Annotated in this window: 15 protein-coding genes; 7 read left to right on the top strand and 8 right to left on the bottom strand. The window is 67.0% G+C overall.

All coding sequences use genetic code 11. The features are described 5' to 3' along the window. The first annotated feature begins 474 nt into the window (after positions 1–474). Entirely contained in the window at positions 475–2,412 is a 1,938-nt protein-coding gene (locus QW868_RS31110) for a hypothetical protein (protein ID WP_316232356.1), read from the top strand. Positions 2,413–2,540: 128 nt separating this feature from the next. Then, complete coding sequence (locus tag QW868_RS31105) at positions 2,541–4,115, top strand: hypothetical protein (protein WP_410051340.1); 1,575 nt, start codon at positions 2,541–2,543, stop codon at positions 4,113–4,115. Between the two features lies 1 nt (position 4,116). Here QW868_RS31105 and QW868_RS31100 read toward each other — a convergent pair whose 3' ends face one another. The 3 genes from QW868_RS31100 to QW868_RS31090 all read right to left on the bottom strand — a co-directional run bounded on the left by QW868_RS31100 (position 4,117) and on the right by QW868_RS31090 (position 7,759). Beyond that, positions 4,117–5,325 carry a CoA transferase gene (locus tag QW868_RS31100; RefSeq protein ID WP_315775373.1) on the bottom strand — a complete coding sequence of 403 codons (1,209 nt, stop codon included), beginning with the start codon at positions 5,323–5,325 and terminating at the stop codon, positions 4,117–4,119. A gap of 252 nt (positions 5,326–5,577) precedes the next feature. Continuing rightward, positions 5,578–5,778, bottom strand: a complete 201-nt coding sequence (locus QW868_RS31095; RefSeq protein ID WP_315734280.1) for a cold-shock protein — start codon at positions 5,776–5,778, stop codon at positions 5,578–5,580. A 253-nt stretch (positions 5,779–6,031) separates the two neighbouring features. Beyond that, a complete protein-coding gene (locus QW868_RS31090; RefSeq protein WP_316232355.1) occupies positions 6,032–7,759 on the bottom strand; it encodes an adenylate/guanylate cyclase domain-containing protein in 1,728 nt (575 codons plus the stop codon). A gap of 184 nt (positions 7,760–7,943) precedes the next feature. Between QW868_RS31090 and QW868_RS31085 the strand changes: the two genes are divergently transcribed. Next, complete coding sequence (locus QW868_RS31085) at positions 7,944–9,491, top strand: glycosyltransferase family 39 protein (protein ID WP_316232354.1); 1,548 nt, start codon at positions 7,944–7,946, stop codon at positions 9,489–9,491. Positions 9,492–9,494: 3 nt separating this feature from the next. Here QW868_RS31085 and QW868_RS31080 read toward each other — a convergent pair whose 3' ends face one another. After that, positions 9,495–10,523 carry a TIGR01620 family protein gene (locus tag QW868_RS31080; RefSeq protein WP_315759483.1) on the bottom strand — a complete coding sequence of 343 codons (1,029 nt, stop codon included), beginning with the start codon at positions 10,521–10,523 and terminating at the stop codon, positions 9,495–9,497. Next, positions 10,520–11,983 carry a YcjX family protein gene (locus tag QW868_RS31075; protein WP_316232353.1) on the bottom strand — a complete coding sequence of 488 codons (1,464 nt, stop codon included), beginning with the start codon at positions 11,981–11,983 and terminating at the stop codon, positions 10,520–10,522. Before QW868_RS31075 ends, QW868_RS31080 begins: the two co-directional genes overlap by 4 nt. A 190-nt stretch (positions 11,984–12,173) precedes the next feature. Between QW868_RS31075 and trhA the strand changes: the two genes are divergently transcribed. Together trhA and QW868_RS31065 are read left to right on the top strand one after the other, a co-directional pair. Then, the gene (trhA, locus tag QW868_RS31070; RefSeq protein WP_316232352.1) at positions 12,174–12,869 is read left to right on the top strand and encodes a PAQR family membrane homeostasis protein TrhA; all 696 of its coding nucleotides are present in this window, start codon (positions 12,174–12,176) and stop codon (positions 12,867–12,869) included. Between the two features lie 24 nt (positions 12,870–12,893). Then, on the top strand, positions 12,894–13,688 hold the full coding sequence (locus QW868_RS31065) for an SDR family oxidoreductase (RefSeq protein ID WP_316232351.1): 795 nt from the start codon (positions 12,894–12,896) through the stop codon (positions 13,686–13,688). 753 nt (positions 13,689–14,441) lie between these two features. Here QW868_RS31065 and QW868_RS31060 read toward each other — a convergent pair. Continuing rightward, entirely contained in the window at positions 14,442–14,912 is a 471-nt protein-coding gene (locus QW868_RS31060) for a MarR family winged helix-turn-helix transcriptional regulator (protein WP_316232350.1), read from the bottom strand. An 85-nt stretch (positions 14,913–14,997) separates the two neighbouring features. Between QW868_RS31060 and QW868_RS31055 the strand changes: the two genes are divergently transcribed. Together QW868_RS31055 and QW868_RS31050 are read left to right on the top strand one after the other, a co-directional pair. After that, complete coding sequence (locus tag QW868_RS31055) at positions 14,998–15,795, top strand: SDR family NAD(P)-dependent oxidoreductase (protein WP_316232349.1); 798 nt, start codon at positions 14,998–15,000, stop codon at positions 15,793–15,795. Positions 15,796–16,262: 467 nt separating this feature from the next. After that, on the top strand, positions 16,263–17,942 hold the full coding sequence (locus QW868_RS31050; protein ID WP_316232348.1) for an outer membrane beta-barrel protein: 1,680 nt from the start codon (positions 16,263–16,265) through the stop codon (positions 17,940–17,942). A 429-nt stretch (positions 17,943–18,371) separates the two neighbouring features. Here the strand turns inward: QW868_RS31050 and QW868_RS31045 are convergent, their stop codons facing one another. Together QW868_RS31045 and QW868_RS31040 are read right to left on the bottom strand one after the other, a co-directional pair. Then, positions 18,372–20,177, bottom strand: a complete 1,806-nt coding sequence (locus tag QW868_RS31045; protein ID WP_316232347.1) for a hypothetical protein — start codon at positions 20,175–20,177, stop codon at positions 18,372–18,374. Between the two features lie 4 nt (positions 20,178–20,181). Further along, positions 20,182–20,472 carry a hypothetical protein gene (locus QW868_RS31040; protein WP_315775366.1) on the bottom strand — a complete coding sequence of 97 codons (291 nt, stop codon included), beginning with the start codon at positions 20,470–20,472 and terminating at the stop codon, positions 20,182–20,184. Between the last annotated feature and the right edge of the window lie 24 nt (positions 20,473–20,496).

Here is a 20,496-nt window from a genome sequence, read left to right as displayed (position 1 = left end):
AACTCCAGCAGAGGCGCTTGACGAGCTGCTGTCACGAATGAAAACACTGGGTGTTGCGACCACCGCTTGAGCCCGCCGGGCTCATCCGGCTGAACCTGTGGTTCCTGCCCATGCAATCTTTCCGCACGGGTGCCACGGGTGCCAGTCGGCACCCGGCCTTCCCTGCGCCCTCCGACTAATGAGGAGGGAATGATCGTCAAAGCTGGGGCGCAATCGTGCCGCGAGAGCGGCTCCGTTCGTCTCCGCGTCGACCGCGCTGCGCCGCGGGCCGATCGAGCCTGCTGCCACCGGGCGATGCCGCCCAGAGCTGAATATTCGGGCACCGCCCGCCACATCTGCTCCACTTTGTCGGCGCAAATCCGCCCGGTATGAATCCCTAAAACTCAGGTAAGCCTTCCAAAAGTAAGATTTTGGCAATCAATCGAACGCTAACTAAGGTTACCAAGTGCTCAACGTCATGCGGAGACTCTGAACGTGAGCGACCAAAAGCCCGAACGGGCCAGCCTTGGCGTGGCCGATACGACTGGCATGGCCAGTGCGAGTGTCGACCTGATGCCGAAGACATCCGCGTTCCCCGATGCAGTCGACCTGGCCGTGCCTGCGATCGCGACCGTCGCCCCGCCCATGATCGCGCCGGATCACGAAGCGCCTGCGGCTGACCGTCCGGGCATCGACCCCAAGGCGGCGATCGTGGAAGCGGTGACCGCGCCCGAGCCGCAGGCCGAGGCCAACAAGTCTGAGATCAAGACCGAGATGACGGCCGACACCGAGATCGGGACGATCAGCGTCAAGCCGGTCAAGCCCGAGCAGGTCAAGGTCGAAGCCCTCACGGCCGAGCAGGAAAAGATCGAGCCCGCCAAGATCCAAGCGGCGAAGCCGGAGCGAGCCAAACCAGAGCCCGCGCGGCTCGACCTGGTCAAGTCCGACAAGGGCAAATCCGACAAGGTCAAGCCCGAGCTGACCAAGGCCCAGGCGGCGGGGGGCAACCTTGCGGCGACGGGCAAAGTCGAAGCCGCAGCGAGCTCGAGTGCTGCGAAATCTCCATCGACGATCCTGGATCTGATCAGGACGGAGCCGGTCAAGTCGGAGCCGATCAAGACGACTGCGGCCGGTGAGCTCCTCAAGGTCGAGACACCGAAGCTGTCGATGCTCGCGGCCAATGCGCCGAAAGTCGGCCCGATGGCGGCGGCTGCGCCGAAGCCGGAGACGGCCATCAAGCCGGACGCGCCGATCAAGTCCGTGGCTGCCACCAAGACGGAAGCTGTCGTCCGGCCAGAGCCGGCTGCCAAGCCGGAGACTGTTGCCAGGCCCGAGACTGTCGCCAAGTCGGAGGCCAAGTCGGAGCCCGTTGCCAAGCAGGCATCCGCGGCCAAACCCGAGGTGTCCGCGACGCGCCCGGTCACGCCAGTCCAGGCGGATGCCGGACCGGCGACCAAGGCGGGTGCTTTTGCCGCGGTCGACAAGGCCGCGGCCTGGGCCAAAGCGAAGTTCAAGACCGAGCCCTTCAAGTTCAATGCGGCGTCCAAGCCGGCGGCCGCTGCCGCAACGGCGGCCAGCGCGACCGCTGCCGGAGCGGCGCTGCCGCCTCCGCAGCCGGGCCAGGCCCCGCGGCCGCATGGCGTGAACGGCAGGCTCGGCCTTCCGGCCATGGCCGCAATCCTGCTGCTGTCGATGATTGTCGGCGGCGTTGCCGGTGGTCTGGTCACGGCCAAGTTCGTCACGCGCTCCGGCGGCGGTGACGTGGCCGATGCGGCGGCAGGCGAGGCTGCAGACGCCACGCTTGGCGCGACCGTGGCGCGGATCGACAATGATGTCGCCGCGCTGAAGGCGAGCCTCGACCAGACCAATCAGACCAGCCTCGTCGAGCTCAACAAATCCGCCGAGCGTCTCGACCGGCTCGAGAAGATCCTGGGTGACCTGTCGACGAAATCGTCGGCCAAGCCGAGCGAGCTGCAGCGTCTGAGCGAGGCCGTGGACCGGCTGCGCGCCGCGCAGGCGTCCGCGACCGCGCAGGCCCCCGCGCGAGACAGCGCCGCGTCCGTGCCGCAGGCGGTGGGCGCGATCAATGCGGCGGCGCCGCCCGCGGGCGTGGCGAGCCGGGCCGACGCGGCCAGGACCACCGAGGCAGCCAGGACCGAAGCAGCAAGGGCAGAGGCGAGCCGGGCCGAGCCGGCGCGGGCGGAGACCGCTCGCCCCGAGCCGAACCGCACGGAGGCCACCAAGCCCAAGGTCGTCGAGGGCTGGGTGCTGCGCGACGTCGGTCGTGGCGGCGCGCTGATCGAGGGCCGCGGTGGCCTCTACGAGGTCTATGCCGGCGATCCCGTGCCGGGCCTCGGCAAGGTCGACGCGATCCGCAAGCAGGACGGCCGCTGGGTGGTCGTCACCACCAAGGGGCTTGTCGTCGCACGCTGACGGACCATCTGTTTTTGGAGACGAATCTGGACGAGGCGCCTCACCGCGACGTGAGGCGCCTCGTCGCACAATTGTCCGAAGCCGCCCGCCTTTCGGCTATCTTCGAGGACTAGCAGGCCCTCAATTGCATGTTCGTGGAAGCGAGGAGGCGCGTCTTGCGACTGTCGGTATTCGGCCTTGTCATGCTGTGCTGCGGCCAGCTCGCTCATGCGGACGAGAGCGCGCCGATCGAGCGCGGCGCCGCCATCCTCGAGCCGTTCGCGCTGCGTGAGCTCGACAACGGCGCGTTCGGCCTTGGGAAGATGCTTGCGCGCGCGAGCGATGCGCCGCTGACCGACGCGGCATTGTTTGCGCTGCCGTCGATGATTCCCGTGCGCAAGGCGCTCGACGCGGAGTTCGACCGCTATGTCGACAAGCACAAGACCACGCTGCCGAACGAGAGCATTGGCGTCGGCACGTCCTACGCGTTCCAGCTGTTCGACCGCACCATGCTCGATTCGTCCGATGCCCGCTTCGTGCTGGCCGGCGTCGTCAATCGCATGGATCGCGCCTTCGTCGATCCCGACCATTGCGGCGAGGTGCGGCTGCTGTACCGCCTGACGCGGACCACGCCGCCCGAGGCCAAAGATGGCGAGGTCGCCTCGCCGCGGCTGCCGATGACGCTCAACATCGTGCTCAAGGCGCGCAGCGATGCGGAGGCCAAGAGCAATTCGCCGAGCTGTGCCGAGATCGCCAAGCGCTGGCTGGCGACGTCCGATCTGCAACTGACCGGCCCGGAGCTTGCCGCGAAGCTGACGGCGCCGGACGGCCCGCTGGCGCTGATCAGGCCCGAGAACATCCACCGCATCGAGACCAACCTGCAGATCGCGCATGCGCCGAAATCGGCGATCCGCGATTTCCGCACCGACTACATGATGAAGGTGTTCGACTATCAGGCCGCGAGCGGGACGTTCGAGGAGGCGGTGCTGGAGGATCAGGTCGATCGCGACCGGCTGCTGGCGGATGCCGCGCTGGCGCGCGAGTTCAAGGCCTGGCTGCTCGACCCGGTCCATCTCGGCGAGCTCGACCGCGGCACCGCGGTGATCCCCCAGCAGTTCCTGGCCAAGGTTGCGGTGGCGCCGACCCCGGTCGGATTCGTCAATTCCGATCTGCTGCCGGCCTACGGGCTGGTGCAGGGGAGCGCGGCCGGGCAGGGCGCGGTGTTCACCGAGGCCGACGTGGTCGGTGCGCTGGAGAAGGCGGCCGCGCAGGGCATCGTGCTGCATAACATCCGGTCGGTCGCGGGCTTCGAGCGCCGCCTCAACGATTCGAGCTGCGGCGGCTGCCATCAGACCCGCGGCATCGGCGGCTTTCACTTTCCCGGCGTCGACTGGATGGCGGAGAAGCCGTCCAACACCGTCGTGGTGCCGGGCTCGCCGCACTTCTTCGGCGACCAGGTCCGCCGGCGCGACATCCTCAACGCCTTTGCCGAGGGGCGGACTCCGGATTTCTCGCGCGGCTTCGCCAGCCGCCCGCAATTGCGCGGCAGCGATGAGCTCGTCGGCACGGTCTACAACGACGGCTGGGGCGGGCATTGCTACGCGAGCCACGCCGCGGCCGCGGACAATGACAAGAGCTTCTCGACCTGGACCTGCGCCGCGAACCTGTCCTGTCAGACCGGCCCGGCGACGCGGTTCGGCATGTGCTTCATCGCGACCCGCTAGCTCAGGCCACCGCGCCGCGCGCGCGCAGGTCGCGGATGGTCTCGTCGTCGAAGCCGGCGCTGCGCAGGATCTCGTCGCTGTGTTGGCCTATGCCGGGCGGCTTGCGCGGGGTGACCTTGCGCTGGCCGTCGATGAAGATCGGGCTGTTGACCGTCAGCATGGTGTCGTTCTCGAACGGCACCAGCACCTCGTTCTCGATCATCTGCCTGTCGTTTGGAATGTCGTCGAGAATGCCGACCACCCCGAACACGAGCCCGCTGCCGTCGAGGATCCGGCGCCATTCGGCCAGCGGCCTGGTCGCGAACACCGCGTCGAACTCGTGGATCAGCTCGACCGAGCGGGCGTGGCGATCGGCCTTGGTGACGAAGCGCGGATCATCGATCAGCTCCTCCCGGCCGAGGCAGCGGGCGAGGATCGGCCACTGCTTCTCCTCATTGAGGAGCGACAGCATGATCCAGCGGCCGTCCTGGCACTTGTAATGATTGGCGACCGCGTTCAGCGCGCGTTCGCGTGGCCGCCGCTCGACGAAGGTCGCGCCGCAAAGCTTGGCCTGAGCAAGCACGGAGGCCGCCCAGACCCCGTTCGCCATCAGGTTGGAGGCGACATGGCAGCCCTTGCCGGTCTTCTCGCGCTGGTAAAGCGCCGTGACGATCGCGCCATAGAACGCCATCGCGCAGGGGTGGTCGCCCATCCCGGCGACGGAGCGGGCGGGTGTCGTGCTCTCGTCGGCGCGGACCAGGTCCATCAGTCCGGAGCGCGCCCAATAGGCATTGCTGTCGAAGCCGGGCTTGTCGGCTTCCTCGCCCTTCTCGCCATACCCGGTGAACGACGCATAGATCAGCCGCGGATTGAGCGGCGCCAGCTTTTCGTGGGTGAGGCCGAGCTTGGCGCGGACCGACGGCGGGAAGTTGGTGATGAAGACATCGGCTTCACTCACCAGCCGCTGCAGCACGGCTTGAGCTTCGGATTTCGAAAGATCGAGCGCGAGGCTCCGCTTGTTGCGGGCTTCGAGATACCACGCGTAGTTATGCTCGCTGCGCGGATAGCCCGGCAGGTTCGGCAGGTTGCGGTAGGGATCGCCGGCGCCGGGCGGCTCGATCTTGATGACGTCAGCGCCGAAATCGGAAAGAACGGTGGCGGCTGCAGGGGCTGCGATGAAGCTCGCGCAGTCCAGCACCTTCAGGCCATGGAAAATGCCCTTGTCGTCCATGATGCGTCGCTCCCGTCGCTTGTTTCCGCGCGCTGGAATTCTGCTGACGGCGCGGTTCGAGGCGCATTTGACCCAGGTCGGGCGAGCGAGGCAATGGCGGGGAGGGAGCCGAAACTACAAACAAACGTAAAGATGTGATCAGGAGCGGGCACCGCTCCTGTCTATTTCGACGTGTCGACAATCATGCTGGCTTGGTGAGGGAAACGATCGCGCCGAAAAGCCGCGAGGCGGAATGGCGCGCCAATTGGTCCACTACACTTTCAGGTTCTCGGCCGAACTCCTGCCGCGGTTGGCGATCTCGTCGTACTCGATCGTCTGGCCCTCGTTGAGGGTCGTCAGCCCGGCCTTCTGCACTGCGGAGATGTGAACGAAAATGTCCTTGCCCCCGGCCGCGGGCTGGATGAAGCCATAGCCCTTGGTCGGGTTGAACCACTTGACCGTACCTTTAGCCATACGTCGCCTCCGCGGGACCAATCCGAGTACGAGCCGGCGGTCCCCGCAAACCGTCAGGCCCGGAATTCAAGACTACTGCGGTTGCGACAGGCGTGATAGCGCAAACAGCGGGCGGTTTTGGCCCGAAATGATCGATATCGTGGCGGCTTTGCGGCTTTTGACCGCAGCGCCACCGTTCCGCCAGTCACCGCGGACCCGCTGCAACCGTTCTCGGTATGACAGCGCAGCCTGCAAACAGGTTCAACGCAACGCGTCATGCAGCGGCCCCCTCGTCCGAGAGCACCGCAAGTTCGGCGGCATCCATGGCCGTCCTGACGCGCATCGGCTCGGCGCGGCCGCGAATCTCGACCTCGCGCTGCGGCAGCACGTCGGAGGCGAGTCGCGCCCGCGCGTAGACCTCGTCCGAGATGATCACCTGGCAGCCGAGGGTCTTCGTCATGTCCTGCAGTCGTGATGCGACGTTGACGGCGTCGCCCAGCGCGGTGAACACCATGTGGTCGCGATAGCCGATCTCGCCGACGATCACCTCGCCGCCGTGAATGCCGATGCCGAAGCGGATCGGCTCATGCAGATCATGGCTGAGGAACGCGTTCAGCTCGGCGATGTTGGCCGCGATGCCACGCGCTGCCTGGATCGCCTGGCCGCAGGCGACATGTGAATCGGCGGCTAGTCCGAACAGCGCGAGCATACCGTCGCCGACGAACTGATTGGGCTGCCCGCCATTCGCCAGCACGGCCTGGGAGACGGCGCTGAGGAAGCGGTTGACGATGAACACCACGTCGAACGGCAGCCGTTTCTCAGCGAGGCCGGTCGATCCGCGCATGTCGACGAACAGGCTGACGAGGTAGCGCTCCTGCCCGATTCCGGCACGCGAACTGCCGCGCTCGCCGGGTGTCGCGTTCGGCATGAACAGTTGAAAGAATGAGAGATCGTCGGTGGGGCGCAATTGGCAGGCCAGCCTGACCGACGGGTCCGCCGCGCCGATCTGCGCGAGCACGAAGGCCTCGCGAGGCGAGGGGGGCGGCAGCGCGCCGGGATCTCCGATCACCCTGATGCGGCAGGTCGAGCAGCGCGCGCGGCCGCCACACATGCTGGCATGCGGTACGTTATTGCGCAGACTGGCCTCGAGCACGGACAAACCCTTTGGCACCCGGATGGAGCGGCCATTGTTGTAGGACAGCGTGACCATGCCGCCACGTCGCTCATGGACCGCTCGCACGCCGCGCGCGGCGAGCGCCAAGCCGATCAGGCCGCCATAGCCGACCAGAAAGCCGTTCATGATGGTCTCCAGCACCGCCTGTTCAGATGGCGTGCCGGTCTGCTTCAATGAAAGATTTTCGGCACGCCACTGCGGTGTTGCGCTGGCAGCGATGACGTCTCGGCCTCCACGGTAGAAGCCGAGCAGCGCCAGCGCCGGGAGCAGCACGGCGCAGGCGAGCAGCCACGGCGCCGCGCGCTTGTAGAACGGCTTGAGCCGCAGCCAGAAGTGCAGCCCGATGCAGCCATGCGCCCATGACGTCAGCAGGGCTGCCGACATCAACCAGATCCGCCAGGACAGGCCGGTCCAATACGAGTACAGAACCTGCGGGTACAGCTTCTCCTGTCCGTACAGGGTCTGTCCGATGCGGACGCCGGCGATGTGGCTGAAGATCAACGCGGGGATGCTGAGGCCGAGCAGCAGTTGCAGCGGCTCCATGGTGTTGCGGCTGAATTGCCGGCGCTGATAAAGCGCCCACACGCCGAGCCCGCCATGGGTAAGAGCGGCCGCATAGAACAGCACGGCGATCGGAAGAAACTGCCAGAACGCCACATGATAGGACACGCCCTCGGCGAGCGCCTGCAGCGAGATGTTGCCGAGCGCATGGTTGAGAAAATGACTGAGCAGGTAGCTGAAGAGTATGAAGCCGCAGATCAGCCGCACCTGCCGCACACCGATGCCGCGACAGGCGGACTGCAAACGATGGTAAATCGAAATGGTCATGTGGTCCGTATGATCTGGAGCGGCAATGCTAGAGATTTATTCCCTGTTGTCCTAGAGGGCTGGTGACGGCGGTCATCCGGCGGCGCGAGCTGTGCGCGGGAACGTTGACTCGCCCGGCGGAGTCGGGGAAAAGCACCGTGTGACGGCCATTTCCCCAGGCATCGACAGCCCAGAGTCTCGGTCCATGCGCGCTGCGTGGCTGATGGCTGCGGCCGTGATCGCGAGCATGACGATCATCCGCATCGTCTATGCCGGGACGCTCGATCTGCGCACCGACGAGGCCTATTACTGGACCTGGTCGAAGGAGCTGCAGCTCTGCTTCCTCGATCATCCGCCCATGATCGCCTGGTTCATCCGGCTGGGCACCGCCCTGTTCGGCGATACCAATCTCGGCGTTCGCTTTGCCGGCATCCTCGCGATGGGGGTGACGCAGCTCCTGCTCGCCGACATCGTTCGCCGTACCACTCACGATATGCGGGCCGTGATCCTCGCGGTGCTGCTGCCCGAGGCGGCGCTCTACTATGGCCTGCTGATGGCCAAGGTGGCGCCGGATGTCGCTGCGATCCCGTTTGCGCTCGCGATGATCTGGGCGCTGGTTCGCCTCGCCGAGAGCGACGATGGCCGCTGGTGGCTCGCCGCCGGACTGTTCGGTGGACTGGCGCTGTTGTCCAAATTCACGGTGGTCATGCTGCTGCCGGGCGTGGCGGCGTTCCTGCTCGTTCCGGCTTGGCGCAGCCGTTGGCTTGCCAGCCCCTATCCCTGGTGTGGGGCGCTGATCGCGCTTGCCGTGTTCTCGCCGGTGCTGATCTGGAACGTTCAGCACGACTGGGCCTCGTTCCGCTTCCAGTTCGTTCGCGCCACGACGCCGCATGAGTTTTCGTTGCGGACGCTGGGCGATTACATCGGACTGCAGTTCGGACAGGTCGGCTTCGTCCTGCTGCCGGTCACATTGTCGGCGCTGACGGTCACAGCCTGGCGCGGCTATCGCACGTGTGAGCCGGTCGCGATTCTGCTGTCGACGGCGGTGCTGGTGCCGTTCCTCTACTTCCTCTGGAAGTCGCTCACTTTGCGGATCGGTGACACCTGGCCGATGTTCATGTGGCCGATCGGGTTTGCGGCGGTCGCGATCAACATCGTCAAGCTGACGCAGGATGGCGCATCCGCCTGGTTCGTCCGATCGACCGTGCGCTGGGCGCGCATCGCCGTCGTCAGCGGCATTGCCATGGTGGTCCTGATCTTCCTCTACTACGTCGCAGCGCCCTGGAATTTCCTCGGACGAGCCGATCCGATCGGCGCCGAGGCGGGCTATCAGCAGGTTGCGGCGCGCGTTGAGCAGGAACTGGCAAAGACCGGCGCCACCTGGATCGCAACCTCCGACTACCGCACCTATGCAATGATGCGGTGGTTCTTCAGAGGCCACGTGCCGGTGGTCCAGATCAACGAGCGTGCCCGCTTCATCGGCTTCCGTGATCCCGGCATGGACCTGATCGCAGGACATGCCGGCCTCTATGTCGTGCGCGAGCCGGACAATGCCGGCCCGCTGCTGGCGGACACGACCGCGCACCGCGAGCCGCTCGGACATGTCGAGCGGAGCTGGCGCGGCCACGTCATGGACACTTACGCGTTCGGCAAGCTGACGGGCTGGACGCCGGAGTTGGCGCCGCCACCGGACTCGCCATTGTACCCATGGCGCTGGCTCGCCGGTGACCCCGATCATACGCCGCGGGCCTGAGCTTCATGCCTGGTCCTCCTGCTTGCGCAGGAGATCCTTGGCGAGATCGGCCAGCGCCGGCCGCGGCAGCGCGGCGAACGGCATCGGCCGCGTCACGTCGATGGCGGCGAGGCCGAGCCGCGCGGTGAGAAGGCCGTTGAGCACGCCTTCGCCGAGCCGCTGCGACAGTTTTGCCGCGATGCCATGCCCCAGCACCTGCTGGATCAGGCTGTCGCTCGCGGCCATGCCGCCGGTGATGGCGAGATGCGCGACGACGTGGCGCAGCAGGCTGATCATGCCGAGCGCGCCGGGACGGCCGCCATAGAGCCGCGCGAGTTGCCGGATCATCCGCAAGCTTGCCACGAATACGAACAGCACGTCGATCAGCGCGCGCGGACTGACCGCCGTGACCACAGAGACCCGTTGCGCCGCGACCGACACCAGCCGCCGTGCCTCGATGTCGAGCGGCGCCATCAGCTCGCGCTCGGCGAGCTTGATCATGTCACCGCCGTCGATGATGTCGTCGGCGTGGCCGGCGAGCGCGGCACGTGGCCGCGCCAGCCGGGGATTGGCATGTGCGATCCGCAGCAGCTCGACGACGACTTCGCGGCTCTCGGCGCGATCGTCGGACAGCAGCACCGCGGCCGCGCGCTGATGCAGCTTCTCGATGGTGGCGAGCCGCACCAGCCCGTAGGTTTCGCGGGCAGTGACGGCCGCCAATGCAATCGCGGCTGCGGCCGCGAACCCCGCGCCGACATAGCCGAGGGCTTCGCTGCGGGCGAACAGATCCTCGATCAGTCTGACGACGCCGAGGCCGAGGCCGAGCAGGACGAGGCCGGCGACCGAGCCCCAAAAAAGCGCGCCCCAGCCAAAGCCGCGCCGCGCCGGCAGTATGGTCTCGACCTGCACCGGCAGTTGCGCCGGATCGGCCTCCGGCGTGATCTGGATGGTGCCGCGGCCCGGCCGGGTGGCCTCCTCGGCATCGACCACGACGACGTCGGGATCGTCGAGCCGGAAGGTCTGGGGACGACGTGGCTTGGCGCGTTCGCTCATTGCAGCCGGTCTCCGATCAGGAACTGAAGGGCGCGGTCCATGCGGATATGGGGCAAAGCGGGCTCGGCGCCAGCATCTGGGGTCAGCAAAGGCGGGCGGAAGCGAAGAAAGCGGAAATCGGTCCCGTCGGCGGCGGCGCTCGACAGGCCGCGATAGGCGCCGCCCTTGAACAGCTCCTCGGCGTCGGCCGGCAGCTCGCCCGGAAAAGTGGCAACCTCGGTGTTGCCGTCGAAGATCTCGCCATTGGCGCTCTCGCCGGCGGCGGGGGTGCCGAGCAGCGAGGGGAGCTTGTCGCGGCCGCGGGCGACCAGCGCCTCGCGCGTCGCCCTGACCGCGGCCAGCGCCACGACGTCGATCGCAGCGCCTGTGCTCTCGGCGCGCGCGACGGCACGGTTGACGGCACGCCGCAGCACCGCTTCGAGCCGGTCGTGGCTGGTGTGATGCAGATGGTCGGCCTTGGTGGCCGCGAACAGGATGCGATCGATGCGCGGCCGGAACAGCGCCGTCAGCATGTTTCCGCGCCCGACGCGGAAGCAATCGAGAATGCCGGTCAGCGCGGCCTCGAGATCATGCAGCGCCTCGGGGCCGGCATTGAACGCCGCCAGCGCGTCGACCAGCACGATCTGGCGGTCGAGCCGGGCGAAGTGGTCGCGGAAGAACGGCCTGACAACGATGTCCTTGTAGGATTCGTAGCGCCGCGCCATCATCGCCCACAGCGAGCCGCTCGGCGCCTGGCCCTCGGCCGGCACGTCGAGGGGCGCGAAGGTGAGCGCCGGCGAGCCCGCGAGATTGCCCGGCATCAGGAAGCGGCCGGGCGGCAGCAGGCTCATGGCGAAGCGCTCGTCGCGGCAGGCGCGCAGATATTCGGTGAACAGCCGCGCCGCCTCCAGGGTCGCCGGCTCGTCCTCCAGGCCTTCGGGGGCGAGCGTCGCCAGATGCGCGTGCCAGTCCTTGGCGACATGCGCGCGCGGCTCGCTGCGCGACAGCGCGAGGCTTTCTTGCGCCCACTGCTCATAGCTCTTGTTCAGCAGCGGCAGGTCGAGCAGCCATTCGCCGGGATAGTCGACGATGTCGAGCGTGAGCGTCCGCTCGGCGCCGTTGGCGCGCTGGAATTCGATCACCAGCCTGAGCTCGCTGATGTCGACGGTCGAGCTCGGCCAGCGCCGCTCGGCGACCAGCGCCCGCAAATGACTCTCATAGGCAAAGCGCGGCACGCCGTCGTCGGGTTGCGGCGTCAGATGGGCGCGGGCGATGCGGCCCGATGCCAAGGCCTCGAACACCGGCATGCGCCCGCCGCGAACGAGGTCGTGGATCAGCGCGGTGATGAACACGGTCTTGCCGGCCCGTGACAGCCCGGTGACGCCGAGGCGGATGGTCGGGTTGAGGAAGCTCTCGCCATAATCGAGCAGGGCACGGGCCGAGAGCCGCGCTTCCTCGACGAGTTCGGAAAAGGTCACCATGGGAGGAGGGGAATTCGCAGTTGAAAAGGGCGTGAGCGATTTTTGACAGGTGGCGATGCAAAACGCCGGATTCAAGCTCACAATTCCGGCCCGTTTCCGGATAGAACCAGACTTTGAACGGAACGTTGACCACTGGAAACCATAATCCTTCCGGCACAATTGTCCCGGAAAACCGGCACCAGGTTCTGACATGACCGTATTTCAACTGAAGCAGTTCGCCTCGACCTCCGTCCATGCCGCCACCGGCGCGATGCGTTGGAACTACGACAAGGTCGAGATGATCGCGGACGGCGTCGTCCACGTCGTCGGCATCGCCGCCGGCCTGGTCGCCGCAACCGTGCTCGTCGTGCTGACCTCGATCTATGCCAGCGCCGTCGACATCGTGGTGGTGTCGATCTACGTCGCGGGACTGCTCTCGATGCTGACGCTGTCGGCAACCTATAATCTGTGGCCGGTGTCGCCGACCAAATGGGTGCTGCGCCGCTTCGACCACTCCGCCATCTATGTGCTGATCGCAGCCACCTATACGCCGTTCATCGCCGCCCTGAAGGATACGGTGTTCTCGGCCGCGCTGCTGCTCGGGGTCTGGGGCGTCGCCATCTTCGGCATCGTGCTGAAGCTGCGTTGGCCCGGGCGCTTCGATGCGCTCTCGATCGGCCTGTATCTCGCGCTCGGCTGGAGCGGCGTGATGATGTACGACCGGGTGATCTCGGTGATGCCGGCCTCGGTCCTGGCCTGCGTGCTCACCGGCGGCATCCTCTACAGCCTCGGCGTCATCTTCCACTCGTGGCGGCGCTTGCGCTTCCAGAACGCGATCTGGCATGGTTTCGTGCTGCTGGGCGCCGGCTTCCATTACACGGCGGTCTTGGACTTGATCCTGGCGTAGAATATTCCGCAGGGAGGGCTTTGCATGCAGGTGACCGGCAAAATCGTGGTGGTCACCGGCGGAGCCCGCGGCATCGGCAAGGCGCTGTGCGAGGCGTTCGCCCGCGCCGGCGCAGCGAAGGTGGTCGTGGCCGATCTCGATGAGGCCAGCGCCAAGGCGGTCGCGGATGGGATCGGCGGGGCCGCGTTCAAATGCGACGTCTCCCGCGAATCCGACATCAGTCATGTCATCGATGAGACTGAGCGGCAGTTCGGGCCGATTGCGTTGTTCTGCTCCAACGCCGGCATCGGTGGCGGCTTCGATCCGCTGTCGGCGAATGTCGGCGGCACGTCCGACGAGCCATGGGCTCGCAGCTGGGCGATTCACGTGATGGCCCATGTCTACGCGGCGCGGCATTTGATCCCGCGCTACAAGGCCCGCGGCGGCGGTTACTTCCTCAACACGATCTCGGCGGCGGGCCTGTTGTCGCAGGTCGGCAGCGCGCCGTATTCCACCACCAAGCATGCCGCGGTTGGCTTCGCCGAAAATCTCGCAATCTCGCACAAGGCGGATAACATCAAGATCTCCATCCTCTGCCCGCAGGGAGTCGACACCGACATGCTGCGCGCGATCCCGAAGGGGCCGCAATCCGGCGACGGCGACCTCTCGGCGGAGCAGGTCGCGCAGGACGTGCTGAAGGGGCTTGCCGAGGAGAGCTTCCTGATCCTGCCGCATCCCCAGGTGCTCGGCTACATGCGCAAGAAGACCGAGAACTACGATCGCTGGCTCGGCGGCATGGCCAAGATCCAGGCGAAGATGCGGGAAGAGTTCGGCAAGTAGGTCTGAGAGGTCATCGCCAGTAGACGGCTGATGGCGAACTGCATCAACACTCTCCGCTGTCGTCCCGGCGAACGCCGGGACCCATAACCCCAGGGAGGGGTTCGGGGCACGCTCGTTGACCATCTTGCCCAACACGCTCGCCGCGGCGTATGGGTCCCGGCGTTCGCCGGGACGACAATGAGGAGAGACCGGGCGCATTTTGATAGCTGATGACATGACCTCGCGGCCTCGCGGCGCGTGATGCCCGAGCTCTGCTGAAACGGTCGCCCTCATCAAGTCGAAGGGCGCAGGGAATGCCGGGTGACGGCCTCACCCATGGCCCGCCTGCGAAAAAAATGCAGGCGGCAGGTACCACAGGTGCCGCCGGATCAACCCGGCATTCCCTGCGCGATGGTCTTCACGTTTATATCGCGCTCTCCCCGGTGTCCGGCTTGTTAGCCACCGTCGCCCGTGCGATGCGCGAGCATCGTCACGAACTTGGCGCCAGCCTCGGGGCGCCAGGACCACGCAACTTCACGTCCGCAAGAGCATCGTTCGTCCGCACCTCCGAAGAAGCGCTGCGACCTCTTGCGGCCACCGCATCCCCGCCTCGCGTGTCGTGACGATCGCGCGCAACGCCCCTCCGTAGTGAGGCGGGATGCGCGGAAAGATCGTCCTGATTTGCCCGACGGCGCAAGCCTTGACGGTGCGACATTTCAACACGACGGGCAGTTTCGTCATGGCTCGCCTGCGCAATCCGCCCGTCGTGCATCGTCAGCCGCATGGCTGCATCTCTGCATCCGCGGCGCGCCGGGCTTCGAGCGCGCGCGCGTACAGCAGCAGGCCGTCGCGCACCGTGCGCCGTTCGGCCTTCGACAGCGACGACAGCGCGCCTTGAACCTGCTGCCGGCCGAACGCATGCAGCGCGGCGAGCGTCTTCCGTCCCTTGGCGGTGAGGCACAGCGGCTTGCTGCGGGCATCGTCGGGATCGGTCGTCTCCTGCAGTTCGCCGCTGTCGATCAGCTTGCGGACCATGCGGCTGATGCTGGATTTCTCCAGATGCAAGATCGTGCCGAGCTGCATCGCTGTCAGCGGGCCGCGCAGGCCGATCTCCAGGATGGTGTGGACCGCCGACGGCGGATGGTCGGTCGCCGCCAGCGTCGTTTCCATGAAGCCGAGTTCTCGCACCATCAGGCGCGAGGCGGCGCGGATATCGTCGACGAGGGGGAGTTCGGCTTCGGGCATCTTGACTCCTGCCTTATAGTTGTATCATACAACAAATAGGCGATGCAACGTGGCATCGACGGCGGCCTCCGCCAGAGGGTACGAAATGAGTGATACGCAGCTCGCGACCCAGGGCGGATCGCCCGCGACCTCACGCATGCAGGGGCAGGTCTGCCTCGTCACCGGGGGCGGCTCCGGCATCGGCCGCGCCGCCGCCTTGAAGCTTGCGGCAGAGGGGGCGGAAGCAGTCATCATCGCCGGACGGCGCGAGGCCGAGCTCGAGGACACGGCGGCCCGGTGCCGAGCGCTCGGCTGCGAGGGGCTCGCGGTGAGAGCCGACGTAACGCGCGAGAGCGACGTGGCGCATCTGGTGCAGGCCGTGCTCGATCGCTACGGTCGGCTGGATGCGGCCTTCAACAATGCCGGTTTCCAGGAGCGGCGGGCGCCGCTCGAGCAGCAGGACGACTGCATCTATGACGATGTGTTCGACGCCAATGTGCGCTCGGTGTTTCTCTGTCTGCGGGCGCAGTTGCCGATCATGTATGCGCGCGGGCAGGGGCGCATCGTGATCAACGCCTCCGTGAGCGGTGTGCGCAATCCCAATGCCGGGCTCGCGCTCTATTCGGCATCGAAAGCCGCCGTCATTTCGCTGACGCGCTCGGCTGCGATGGAGGCAGCGCCGCGCGGCGTCCGAATCAACGCGATTGCGCCGGGACGCGTCGTCACCGACATGATGCTGCGCGCCGGTGTCGGCGACATCGCGACCGTCGCCGCGGGTCTTCCGCTGCGACGGATGGGGCAGCCGGAGGACATCGCCGAGGCCGTGCTGTGGCTATTGTCGGACGCATCGTCCTACGTCGCCGGCCACGTCTTGGCCGCCGATGGCGGGTTTCTCGCATCCTGAAGCCGGCGGACTCCGCCCATCATCCGATGGCGGCGGGCCAAGCCGCCCTTTCTTCCCGAATGCGGCAAGACCCGCGAGCGATCGAAACGGGCTCGCCCGACGTTCGTCGGAACTGCATCACGTCGAAGACTGATTTCAGCCCATATCCGCGCAGCCGCGCGGCGTGCATCGCCGTTCGAGCTAATTAGTTCTTTCTGCGAACGCAGAACATGCCGGCTCCGCCAGCTTCTCGGAGTTCTTTGCGAGCGCCTCTCAATCTCGCATGAAATCTCCCCAGCACGGCAAAACTTCTGCCGACCTTTGCCGGTCATCTGGCCGGCAAGGGGAGTTGGTCGCGTGCACATGAAGCGTGTGATGTCGGCAGCGCCCCGACATTTTTCGCGCCATCTCTGCACAGCCCCGGCTTTCCGTTGCCAGCTCATTCACCACATAAGACTAGCGCGTTCGCCGTGCGGACGAAGCGGCTCATGGTGACCAGATCCCAGCGCGGGGTCACGCTCGCGCTCGTCGAGGTGCTGCTTCTGACAGTCATGGTGGTCGATGCCGCGTCCGCGCAGCAGGCCGTCAAGACCAAGCCGACGGATGTCGTTCCAGGGCGGGCCGATCGGCTGTTCTTTCGCCACATCACCGCACGCAGCATCTACTACAACGTTCCCCGAATCACGAGCGACAGCCGGACGCTGATGATGCGCCAGGACCCGCGCGGCGTGAGCGCGCTGTTGCGTCCGGTGCGTGAGGCCGGCGCGCCCTCTCTTGCTGCGCCCGGCAAGGCCGCCGGGGCCTTTGGATTCGGACCTGCGAATTTCCGACCGGCGCGCGGCGCGCTTTTTGCTACGGCCGAGCCTGTGCGTGAAGTCGCACGCGCGGTGCAGTCTGCCGCGATGCAGGTTCCAACGCCGGCTGCGTTGCCGCCGCCAGCCAAGCCCGCGGAGGCGGTGACTGTTGCCCAGCCTGCGGCCGTGCTGCGCAACCGCGACGTGCTGCCTGATCGCAATCTCGATACCGTGAAGCCGCCGCCGGTGACGGCCGAAGCCAAGCCCTACGATCCGACGGGCTTGACGGTCGGATCGTTCCTGGTGAAGCCGGCCGTCGAGATCCAGGCGGGGTACGACAGCAATCCGACCCGGCGAGCCGGTGGACCTGGATCTCCCGTCGCCATCGTGGCAACGGAAGTCTCGGTCCGCTCGCAATGGGAGCGGCATCAGCTCAACGCTGATTTTCGCGGCGCCTACACCGAGGACACCAACGTCCGCTCCATCAGCCATCCGACCTTCGAGGCACGCGCGCAAGGACGCTACGATGTCATCGAGGGCACTGCAGTCACGGGCGAAGCGCGTTTCGTCAACGATGCCTTGACGCTGCCGGGCGCGCTCAAGCTGCCGCGCGCCACGAGCTTCGGCGGCAGTGCCGGCGTGCTGCAGAAGATCGGCCCAACCGAGATCGCGTTCAAGGGGACGGCCGACCGCGTCGTGTTCAACGATGCCATGATCACGGCCAACGTGCCGCTGCGGACGCAGGACCGCAACTACACCCAGCCGGGCGCGCAGGTCCGCGTGACCTACGTGCTGACGCCGACTATTTCGCCCTTTGTCGACTTGAGCTTCGACCGCCGCAATCACGATCTGCAGGTCGACTTCAACGGGCAGCGCCGCGACTCCGCTGGCATCGCGGCGCGCGGCGGTGCCGTCGTCAACGTGGGATCGCTGACCGGCGAGGCCTCGGTCGGCTATCTCACGCGCCGGATGGACTCGCCGTTGATGCCGAACGTCAGCGGCGTGATCGCCGACGCGACGCTGGCCTGGGCCGCGACCGACGCCACGACCTTCGTGCTGGTGGCGCGCTCGCAGGCGTCGGAAACCCCGGCAATGAATGTCTCAGGCATCCTGTCGCGTGACGTGATCGTGCAGATGGACCATCAGTTCGAGCCATGGCTGATCGGCACGCTGCGCGGCGGCTATGGACAGGACCAGTTCGTGGGCATCGGTCGGACCGATCAGCGCATGTTCGTTGCCGCCGGCGGCACCTACAAGATGAACCGCAACATCCAACTGAAGAGCGAGGTCCGCACCGAGTGGACGCGCTCCAACATCGTGATGAACAATTTCATGGCGGTGGTCGGCGTCGTCGGCGTGCGTGTCCAATACTGAGCGTGTGATGGGGGCCGTTTGGCTGACCGTCGTCGCCAACATCACCGCCGACCCGCAGGGCTATTGCAGATGGCCTTCCCATGGCGGCGCCCTCCGGGCCTCATGGTTCTCAGGGCGATGCAGAGCATCGCCTGAACGCGCCGAAGATCGGCGCTCCTCACCATGAGGTCTGGCTCCGATACCGGCGCTCGAAGGATGGCCGCGACATGATCGCTCGGTCGCGCAAAAAAAAAGCCCCGCAGGGGGGCGGGGCTCAAGGCATTGCATGCCGGGCGGTGGGGGGGGGACCGGGGCGCGTCTCACGCGGCGGGGTGAGGTCAGGTCGCCGACGCGTGCGCCGTCCCCGATCGGTTCGGCATGTGGCTGGTGATGGTCTTGTTGTTATGAGCGGGTCCGCGCTGCCGGTCGGCGACGCGGACCGCAATCGCGTTACTGCTCGAGCGCGGCCAGCGCAGCGTTGCCGATCTGCTGCGCCTCGGCCCAGGCGGCCTGGGTCGCCTGCTGAGCGGCGGTGTAGCCGGCCTGGATCTGCTGCTGAGCCGCCGCGCGCAGCGCCCCCTCCTGCTGCTCGCCGGTTTCGCGCGCCTGGGTCAGGGCCTGGTTGTCGGCGTTCAGCGTCGCGTTGGCCTGGTTGAAGGCGTTGGCGGTGGTCTGCGCCTTGGCCTGGGCCGCCGCCAGGGCGGCCTGGTTGGCCGCATTGTTGGCACGCTCGAGGACCTCGGCGGCCTCCTGCGCATCCTGCTTGGCCTGCTGTGCCGCCTGACGCGCCTGTTCCAGGGCCTGCCGGTCGGCGTTCACCTTCTGCTCGGCCGCTTCCACCGTCGCATCGATCGTGCCGATCTTCTGGTTCAGCGCGGCCTCGACCGTCTTCTGGTTCTGGGTCGCAGCCGCCTGCGCGGCCTGGGTCTTCTGCTGGGCGACCGCGCGGGCCTGCTCGCCGGTCTTCAACGCCGCCTGCAGCGCGGCCTGCTCGGCGGCTTCCTGGGCCGCCTGGTTCTGCTGGTTGTTGTTATTGTTGTTGTTGCCGCCGTTGCCGGCCGCCGCTCCGCCATTGTTGGCATTGCCGCCATTGTTGGCGTTGCCACCATTGTTGGCGTTGCCGGCGGCTTGGCCGGCCTGCTGGGCCGCCTTCGCGGCGGCCTCGGCGGTCTCGCGCGCCGTGTCCTTGGCGGCGTTGGCGGCTTCCTTGGCCTCGTTGGACACGTCGATGTCCTTGTCGAGCTTCTGGAAGGCGCTCTGCAGCGCGGCCGAGGCGGCCGTCAGCTTCGCGGCATTCGCCGTCGCCGCCGCCTGGTTGGCCGCGGTTGGGTTCTTCTCGGCCTGCTCCTGGGCCTCGATCGCGGCGCCTCGTGCGTTCTGCTCGGCCTGACGCGCGACATCGATCGCCTTGCGGTCGGCGGCGACCTGCGCCTCGGCGGCGGCGGCGGTCTGCGCGGCGGCCGCGGCCGCCGCGTTGGCCTTGGCGACGGCATCGGTGCTGCTCGACGCCGCGGCCGCCGCCTTGGCCGGGGTTGCTGCGGCTGCAGGCGTGGCGGTGGCCTTTGCGAGGGCGACAGTGGTGGTTGCCGTCGCCGCGGCAGCCGCGGCCGGCTTGGCAGCGCTCGTGCTCGTGCCCGTGGTGGTCGCGGTTGCAGTCTTGGCCGTGCCAGTCGTCGTCGTTGCCGCGGTGGCGGCCGCGGCGGGCTTGGCTGTGCTGGCCGCCGTAGTGGTGGCCGCGACGGGCTTGGCCGCGGTGCTGGCCGTTGCAACCGTGGCCGTCGGGGTTGCGGCGGCGGTCTTGGCTGCCGTGCTCGCTGCGGTGGCGGCTGCCGTTGCTGCGGCCGTAGTGGCTGCCTTGGCGGCGGCGCTGGTCGCGGCCTTTGCGGCGGCGTTGGCGGCGGCCTTTGAAGCGGCGTCGGCTGCGGCCTTGGCGGCGGCGTTGGTTGCAGCCTTTGCAGCGGCGCTAGCTGCCGCCTTTGCAGCGGCATCGCTCGCCGCCTTCGCCGCAGCCTTGGCAGCGGCGTCCTGCGCCGCCTTGGCGGCGGCAGCGGCCGCGGCCTTCGCCGCCGCATCCTGCGCCGCCTTCGCGGCGGCGTTGGTGGTGGCCGAAGTGGCAAGGGCGGTGGTCATGGCCTGCGCATGGGCCCGATGCGGCAGCGCCGTCATCGTCAGGGCGGTCATCAGGGCCAGCACGCTGACATGGCGATAGAGATCGGTCCTCGACGCCGCGGTTTGAAGGTTCTTCTTGTCCGCCATCAGCTCAACTCCCTTGGTACGCTGGATTGGATGATGGAACCTTTTGAAAATGATTTTGGCTTGCAGCATGGTCGGACCTTGCAAGCAGCAAGGCGTCCGCCTGCAAGCTGACGGCAGGATTTCGCGATGTTTGCGGCGAGCCGGCCGCGACGAGATGGCGCAGGGGAACAGAAAGCTTCTGAAACAAGCGGTTGCCGTCGGTACGCCGGTTGCACGGTTGCGGCGGGCCGATGAGCATTTCGCGGCGAGCCATGCTGCCGCCATTGAAGATGCGACGCATTGTCGCATATGTCATGATTGACAAGTCGTCCGCTGTGCG

The sequence above is a fragment of the Bradyrhizobium sp. SZCCHNR1051 genome (genome assembly GCF_032489615.1).
In the GTDB taxonomy this organism is placed as follows: Bacteria; Pseudomonadota; Alphaproteobacteria; order Rhizobiales; family Xanthobacteraceae; genus Bradyrhizobium.
The sequence above is the reverse complement of the archived record's forward strand: the minus strand, read 5'-3'. Positions and strand labels throughout refer to the sequence as shown.

Excerpts from the sequence above, each read along its gene's own strand:
- QW868_RS31105 (WP_410051340.1), top strand. The coding sequence starts at position 2,541 with ATGTTCGTGGAAGCGAGGAGGCGCGTCTTGCGACTGTCGGTATTCGGC.
- QW868_RS31100 (WP_315775373.1), bottom strand. The coding sequence starts at position 5,325 with ATGGACGACAAGGGCATTTTCCATGGCCTGAAGGTGCTGGACTGCGCG.
- QW868_RS31095 (WP_315734280.1), bottom strand. The coding sequence starts at position 5,778 with ATGGCTAAAGGTACGGTCAAGTGGTTCAACCCGACCAAGGGCTATGGC.
- QW868_RS31090 (WP_316232355.1), bottom strand. The coding sequence starts at position 7,759 with ATGACCATTTCGATTTACCATCGTTTGCAGTCCGCCTGTCGCGGCATC.
- QW868_RS31085 (WP_316232354.1), top strand. The coding sequence starts at position 7,944 with ATGCGCGCTGCGTGGCTGATGGCTGCGGCCGTGATCGCGAGCATGACG.
- QW868_RS31080 (WP_315759483.1), bottom strand. The coding sequence starts at position 10,523 with ATGAGCGAACGCGCCAAGCCACGTCGTCCCCAGACCTTCCGGCTCGAC.
- QW868_RS31075 (WP_316232353.1), bottom strand. The coding sequence starts at position 11,983 with ATGGTGACCTTTTCCGAACTCGTCGAGGAAGCGCGGCTCTCGGCCCGT.
- trhA (WP_316232352.1), top strand. The coding sequence starts at position 12,174 with ATGACCGTATTTCAACTGAAGCAGTTCGCCTCGACCTCCGTCCATGCC.
- QW868_RS31065 (WP_316232351.1), top strand. The coding sequence starts at position 12,894 with ATGCAGGTGACCGGCAAAATCGTGGTGGTCACCGGCGGAGCCCGCGGC.
- QW868_RS31060 (WP_316232350.1), bottom strand. The coding sequence starts at position 14,912 with ATGCCCGAAGCCGAACTCCCCCTCGTCGACGATATCCGCGCCGCCTCG.
- QW868_RS31055 (WP_316232349.1), top strand. The coding sequence starts at position 14,998 with ATGAGTGATACGCAGCTCGCGACCCAGGGCGGATCGCCCGCGACCTCA.
- QW868_RS31050 (WP_316232348.1), top strand. The coding sequence starts at position 16,263 with ATGGTGACCAGATCCCAGCGCGGGGTCACGCTCGCGCTCGTCGAGGTG.
- QW868_RS31045 (WP_316232347.1), bottom strand. The coding sequence starts at position 20,177 with ATGGCGGACAAGAAGAACCTTCAAACCGCGGCGTCGAGGACCGATCTC.
- QW868_RS31040 (WP_315775366.1), bottom strand. The coding sequence starts at position 20,472 with ATGACATATGCGACAATGCGTCGCATCTTCAATGGCGGCAGCATGGCT.